This is a genomic window from Luteitalea sp., assembly GCA_009377605.1.
Lineage (GTDB): Bacteria > Acidobacteriota > Vicinamibacteria > Vicinamibacterales > Vicinamibacteraceae > WHTT01.
This window is the reverse complement of sequence record WHTT01000167.1, coordinates 1-5,807: the sequence shown is the minus strand read 5'-3', so window position 1 is coordinate 5,807 and position 5,807 is coordinate 1. Positions and strand designations below refer to the sequence as shown.

Below are 5,807 nucleotides of genomic sequence, written 5' to 3'. Positions count from 1 at the left end.
CCGTAGAAAACGCCAGCCGGCGTGCTTCCTGTGATGCGGACGCCACTGGCCGTGATCGTCAGATCGTAGGCTTCCTCTGCCCCATCAGCGCTGGATGGCGTGACCTCGAGTCGAATCGCGCCCGGCGCCGGTGATCCCCCGATTTCGCGGATGGCGAGCGTTGTGTCGAGGGCGGGACGCAGCAGCTCAGCGAGGTCGCGTGCGATGCGCTGCAGCTCGGGCTCCGGTGACAGCTCGATCACGGTGTCCTTGGTGATCGACAACCGCTCGGTATCACTGAGCGTCGCGGAGACGGGCCACGGTATCAGGCCAGGCTTCGCGCCTTCAGCAACCGGCTCGGCGCTGGCTGGAGCGCCCGGCGATTGTGCGCGGGGTTGCGCCGAGACGCAGAGTGCAAGACAAGCAATGACAACGCAGGTACGGAGCTGCCTCCGCGCGCTACGTGGTCGCGGGCGTACCATCTGGCGCATCCGAAAATCCTCCTGTGATCGGCAACGTCTGGCCCGACAGCTTACCGCAGCTTGCACACTCTAACGCTTCACACTATACTTGATGTAGTTATATATAACGCATGGTCCGAGAGCTACGCGTCAGTGTCTACCGCACGCTCCTGTGGTGCTACCCCGCGTCGTTCCGCAGGGAGTACGGCAGCGAGATGGTTCGCGCATTTTCCGCGCACGTGCGTGATGCACGCGACCACGGCGGATGGCGAACCGAGGCGTCAATCTGGCTTCACACGCTACGCGATCTCTTTCTTACTGCGCCGCGGGAGCATGCTCACGTCATGCGACAAGATCTGCGCTATGCCAGTCGGACGCTGGCATCGAATCCAGGTTTTGCCATCGTCGCCATCCTATCGCTAGCGCTGGGGATCGGCGCCAACACCGCGATCTTCAGCCTGTTGAACAGCGTGTTGATCAGCCCGCTGCCGGTGCGCGACCCTCATGAGCTCGTCATGTTGACAAGTCCCGGGTCCGCCGGGGTTGGGATTGGATCTCAGACTGGCGAACGCGCCCTGCTGACATATTCGGAGTTCGAGCACTTGCGGGAACAATCCACGTCTTTCTCGGATCTGATGGCGTCTCAAAGCAGTCTTCAGCGCGTGCAGGCACGCGTCAATGGGGGCGAGTCCGAAGAGATCCATACCCGCATGGTCTCGGCAGATTACTTCAAGACGTTGGGTGTGCCGGCGCTATTTGGGCGAACCTTCAGAAGCGAAGATCGCGTGGAGGGAGCCGCTCCCTACGCGGTGATCAGCTACGACTACTGGCAGCGTCGTCTTGGTGGGCGTACGGACATTCTCGGCGGCAGTATGGCGATTCGTGGAGGAGTGTTTTCCATTATCGGCGTGGCGCCGGCGTCGTTCTTTGGCGAGACCGTTGGCGACCGGCCGGACGCATGGCTGCCACTGAGCATGCAGGCGACCGTGCTGCCAGGCCGCGACTGGCTTCGCGATCAACCCGGCAGTATCGAGAAAGTAATGTGGCTGCATGTGTTCGGCCGCCTGAAGCCAGGGGTGACGATCGACAAGGCGCAAGCTGTGTCCAACGTGATCTTCCACCGCGGACTGGCCACCTACTACGGCGAGTCGGCACTGATACCCGAGGATCGAAAACGATTCCTCGATCAACGATTGACGCTGCGTTCGGCCACGACAGGAGCCTCGCAGATCCGCGAGCGGTTTTCCGAACCGCTTCTCATCCTGTTGACAGCCGCCGGCGTCGTCTTGTTGATTGCCTGCGCCAATCTCGGCAACCTGCTGTTGGCGCGGGCGACGGCAAGGAACCGCGAGATTTCGGTACGCCTGGCATTAGGGGCCAGCCGCCGGCGCCTCATCCGCCAGTTACTGACCGAAAGTATGCTGCTCGCGATGCTCGGAGGCGTGGCTGCACTTGGCGCTGCGTTCTTGCTCCGAGCAGGACTGCTGGGCCTGGTGTCGGAGTCCATTCAGCTCCCGCACGCTCTCGACGTCCGTGTCCTCGGCTTCGCCTTCGGGCTGACCATGCTGGGCGGGTTGATGCTTGGCTTGTTGCCCGCATGGCGCACCACGAAGACGAGTGCCGCAACCGGGTTGAAGGAGCAGGGCCGCGGCCTCGCTGGATCGGCGGCGTGGCAGCGCGTCGGCAAGCTCGTGGTCGTGGGGCAACTGGCGCTGTCGCTGCCCTTACTGGTGGGAGCCGGCTTGCTCGTGCGGACGCTCTCCAACCTGCACCAAGTCGATCTGGGCTACCCGAAGGAACGTTTGTTGATGGTGCGCGTGGATGCGCAGACGGCTGGGTACGAGGAGTCGCGCCGGCCGGCGTTGTTCGAACAGGTCCTCGAACGGCTTCGCGCGGTGCCGGGCGTGCGCACGGCGACCTATTCGAAAAATGGCCTCTTCTCCGGTTCGGACTCTGGAGATCAGGTGGTCGTAGAAGGATACGAGCGGCAAGGCAACAATGACCGGGGCTCAGCGTACGATCACGTCGGACCCCGTTACTTCTCCACGCTCGGTATCCCGGTGACGCTGGGCCGCGAGATCACAGAGGACGACCAGCCTTCGAGCCGCAGAGTCTGCGTGATCAACGAGGCCTTCGCCAAGTTGTTCTTCCCAGGTCGCAACCCACTCGGGATGCACGTCACGCAGGTCTACGGCAGTCAGCGCAACACATATCAGATCGTGGGTGTGGCGCGCGACTCCCGAGCGCATAGGATACGCGGCAACATCGACCATCGGTTCTACGTCCCGGTGACACAGCCCGTGACCGTGCCGAACGAGGTCAGCTTCGCAATTAGGACGGCGGCCGACCCCTCCGGGCTGATTGCGGACGTTCGTCGTGCGGTTCTGCAAGTGGATCCGGATCTACCGATCACTCTGCGGCCACTCACAGAACTCGTGGGTGAGCAGACCGTGCAGGACCGGCTGCTGGCTCAGCTCTCGATTGCGTTCGGTGTCGTCGCCCTGCTGCTGGCCGCAATCGGGCTATACGGCGTGCTCTCCTGTGGCGTTGCGCGCCGCACCAACGAGATCGGAATCCGCAAGGCGCTCGGTGCGCAGCACAGTGCGGTCATCGCGATGATCCTGCGCGAAACAGGAGTGCTGCTCGCCGTTGGATTGGTCGCGGGAATCGCCTTGTCGGCAGCTGCAGTACGACTGATCACCAGCCGCCTCTACGGCTTGGAGCCAACCGATCCACTGACGTTTGCCGTCGCGGTCGCCGTGCTGTCGCTTGTCGCCCTCATCGCGACATGGCTGCCCGCCCAGCGCGCGTCGCGCGTCGATCCGCTCGTCGCGCTGCGCCACGAATGACGCGCGGGCAGCCACGCGCAAGCCCGACCTAAAGGTCGGGCCTACATGCGATCTCTACCTTCAACAACTATACTGTTAGACGATATAGACTGCCATGACCAGAGACTCCCCAGATCCGGATTCCTTCCTGCCGCTGCCCACGGCGATGTTTCACATCCTGGTGGCCCTCGCGGACCGCGACCGCCATGGCTACTCGATCATGCAGGATGTCGCCGCACGAACGGGGGGCAAGGTGCGCTTGAGCGCCGGCACGCTCTACAGCTCTATTCGACGCATGCTGGAGCAAGGCCTCGTGGAGGAGCTCCGCGAAAGTCCTGATCCGCGGAGCCAGGACGAGCGCCGGCGCTACTACGCCCTGACACGACTCGGCCGGCAGGTGGCGCTGGCGGAAGCGAGGCGGTTGAACGAGATGCTCAACCAGGCGCGCGCGACTGGTCTGATCCCGAGAAAGCTGTAGAGCTCATGCTGCGGCTCGGCGTCTACCGGACGTTCTTGTGGTGCTACCCCGCGTCGTTCCGCAGGGAATACGGCACCGAGATGATGCGCGCATTTTCCGCACAGGTGCGGGATGCACGCGATCATGGCGGATGGCGAGCCGAGGCGTCGATCTGGATTCGCATCCTGCTCGATCTCTTTCTTACTGCACCACGGGAGCACGCACACGTTATGCGACAAGACTTACGTTACGCCATTCGGACGCTGGCATCGAATCCCAGCTTTGCGACTGTCGCGATCCTGTCGTTGGCGCTGGGGATCGGCGCCAACACCGCGATCTTCAGCCTGTTGAACAGCGTGTTGATCAGCCCGCTGCCGGTGCGCGCGCCCCACGAGCTCGTGATGTTGACGAGTCCTGGCTCGTCGGGCTGGGGATCGGGGCTGATGAGGGGTGAAGATCGCGAGCGGCCGTTCCTAAGCTACGCGGAGTTCGAGCAACTGCGGGATGAATCCACGTCGTTTTCCGGCCTCATCGCGTCCCAGAGCTTTCTGGAGCGAGTGCAGGCACGCATCGACGGCGGCGAGCCGGAGGAGATCGAAACGCGTCTGGTGTCGGCCGAGTATTTCACAACGCTAGGTGTAACCGCTGTGCACGGCCGGCTATTCGCCTCAGAGGAAGCGCGTGTGGAGAGAGGCGCTCCATACGCCGTCATCAGCTACGACTACTGGCAGCGGCGCTTCGGCGGCCGCAGCGACGTTCTCGGCACGAGGATGGCCATTCGTGGCGGTGTCTTCTCGATCATCGGCGTGGCCCCTCCACCGTTCTTCGGCGAGACCGTGGGACAGCGGCCGGACGTTTGGCTGCCGCTCAGCATGCAGGCGGTCGTGCTGCCGGGCGACGACTGGCTACGGGACAAGCCGGGCGACCCCGCCAAGGTGATGTGGCTGCATGTGTTCGGCCGCCTCTCGCCAGGCGTGACGATCGAGCAGGCGCAAGCCGACGCGAACGTGGTCTTTCAACGGGGCCTGGCCACTCACTACGGCAAGACCGCGCTCTCGGCCGAGGACCGAAAGGACTTTCTCGATCAGCGCCTAATCCTGCGTCCCGGCGCCCGCGGAGCCTCCACGCTCCGCGGGCAGTTTTCCGATCCGCTCCAGGTCTTGCTTGCGGCTGCCGGCGTCGTGTTGATTATCGCCTGCGCCAACTTGAGCAATCTGCTGCTGGCACGGGTCACCGGACGGAATCGTGAGACTTCCGTGCGGCTGGCGCTCGGCGCGAGTGGGGGTCGGCTCGTCCGCCAATTGCTGACGGAAAGCATGGTGCTCGCCGTGCTGGGCGGCCTGGCGGGACTGTGTGTGGCGTTCCCACTCCGCGCAGGCTTGCTGTACCTCGCACCCGAGGCACAGCTCACGGACCGCCTGGAGGCTGTGGCGTCGTCGAGAGACGGCCTCTTCTCGGGCGCCGACTCCGGCGACACGGTCATCGTCGAGGGATACACGCCCCGGGGTGACGACGCATCGACGTGGACGTCCGTCGGCCCCCGCTACTTCTCGACGCTCGGCATCCCGGTAACGCTTGGTCGAGAGATTACCGAGCGGGATCAGCACGCAGCCCAAGAGGTGTGCGTGATCAACGAAGCCTTCGCCAAGCAGTTCTTCGAGGGGCGAAACCCGCTCGGGATGCGCGTGACGCGGGTCTTCGGAGATGAGCGAAACGCCTGTCAGGTCGTCGGCGTCGTGCGCGATTCGCGGGTGCGCGGCTTACGCGGAGAGATCGAGCGCCGGTTCTATCTCCCGTTGACGACGCCGGGACGTGTCACCTTTGCAATCAGGACCGCAGGTGAGCCCTCGAGCGTCATCGCCGACGTGCGGCGCGCCGTGCGGCACATCGATCCGGATTTGCATGTCACGGCACGCCCGCTTACCGAGATCTTGGATGATCAGATGGTACAGGACCGCCTGCTGGCACGACTGTCCATCGCGTTCGGGGTCGTCGCGCTGCTGCTTGCCGCGATCGGGTTATACGGCGTCCTCTCCTACGGCGTGACGCGACGCACCAATGAGATCGGGATCCGGAAGGCGC

Annotated in this window: 4 protein-coding genes; 3 read left to right on the top strand and 1 reads right to left on the bottom strand. The window is 63.9% G+C overall.

Annotated elements, in window-relative coordinates; all coding sequences use genetic code 11:
- On the bottom strand, positions 1–470 hold a 470-nt coding region (locus GEV06_27905; protein MPZ21683.1), incomplete at its 3' end, for a hypothetical protein.
- 101 nt (positions 471–571) lie between these two features.
- On the opposite strand from GEV06_27905, the gene GEV06_27900 reads away from it, so the two are divergent.
- The 3 genes from GEV06_27900 to GEV06_27890 all read left to right on the top strand — a co-directional run.
- Positions 572–3,289 carry an FtsX-like permease family protein gene (locus GEV06_27900; protein MPZ21682.1) on the top strand — a complete coding sequence of 906 codons (2,718 nt, stop codon included), beginning with the start codon at positions 572–574 and terminating at the stop codon, positions 3,287–3,289.
- Positions 3,290–3,383: 94 nt separating this feature from the next.
- The gene (locus GEV06_27895) at positions 3,384–3,746 is read left to right on the top strand and encodes a PadR family transcriptional regulator (GenBank protein MPZ21681.1); all 363 of its coding nucleotides are present in this window, start codon (positions 3,384–3,386) and stop codon (positions 3,744–3,746) included.
- A 5-nt stretch (positions 3,747–3,751) separates the two neighbouring features.
- Positions 3,752–5,807: FtsX-like permease family protein (locus tag GEV06_27890; GenBank protein MPZ21680.1), on the top strand; the 2,056-nt coding region annotated here is incomplete at its 3' end.

What these genes read in the sequence shown, in the direction of transcription:
- GEV06_27895 (MPZ21681.1), top strand. Translation starts at nt 3,384, where the DNA reads ATGACCAGAGACTCCCCAGATCCGGATTCCTTCCTGCCGCTGCCCACG.
- GEV06_27900 (MPZ21682.1), top strand. Translation starts at nt 572, where the DNA reads ATGGTCCGAGAGCTACGCGTCAGTGTCTACCGCACGCTCCTGTGGTGC.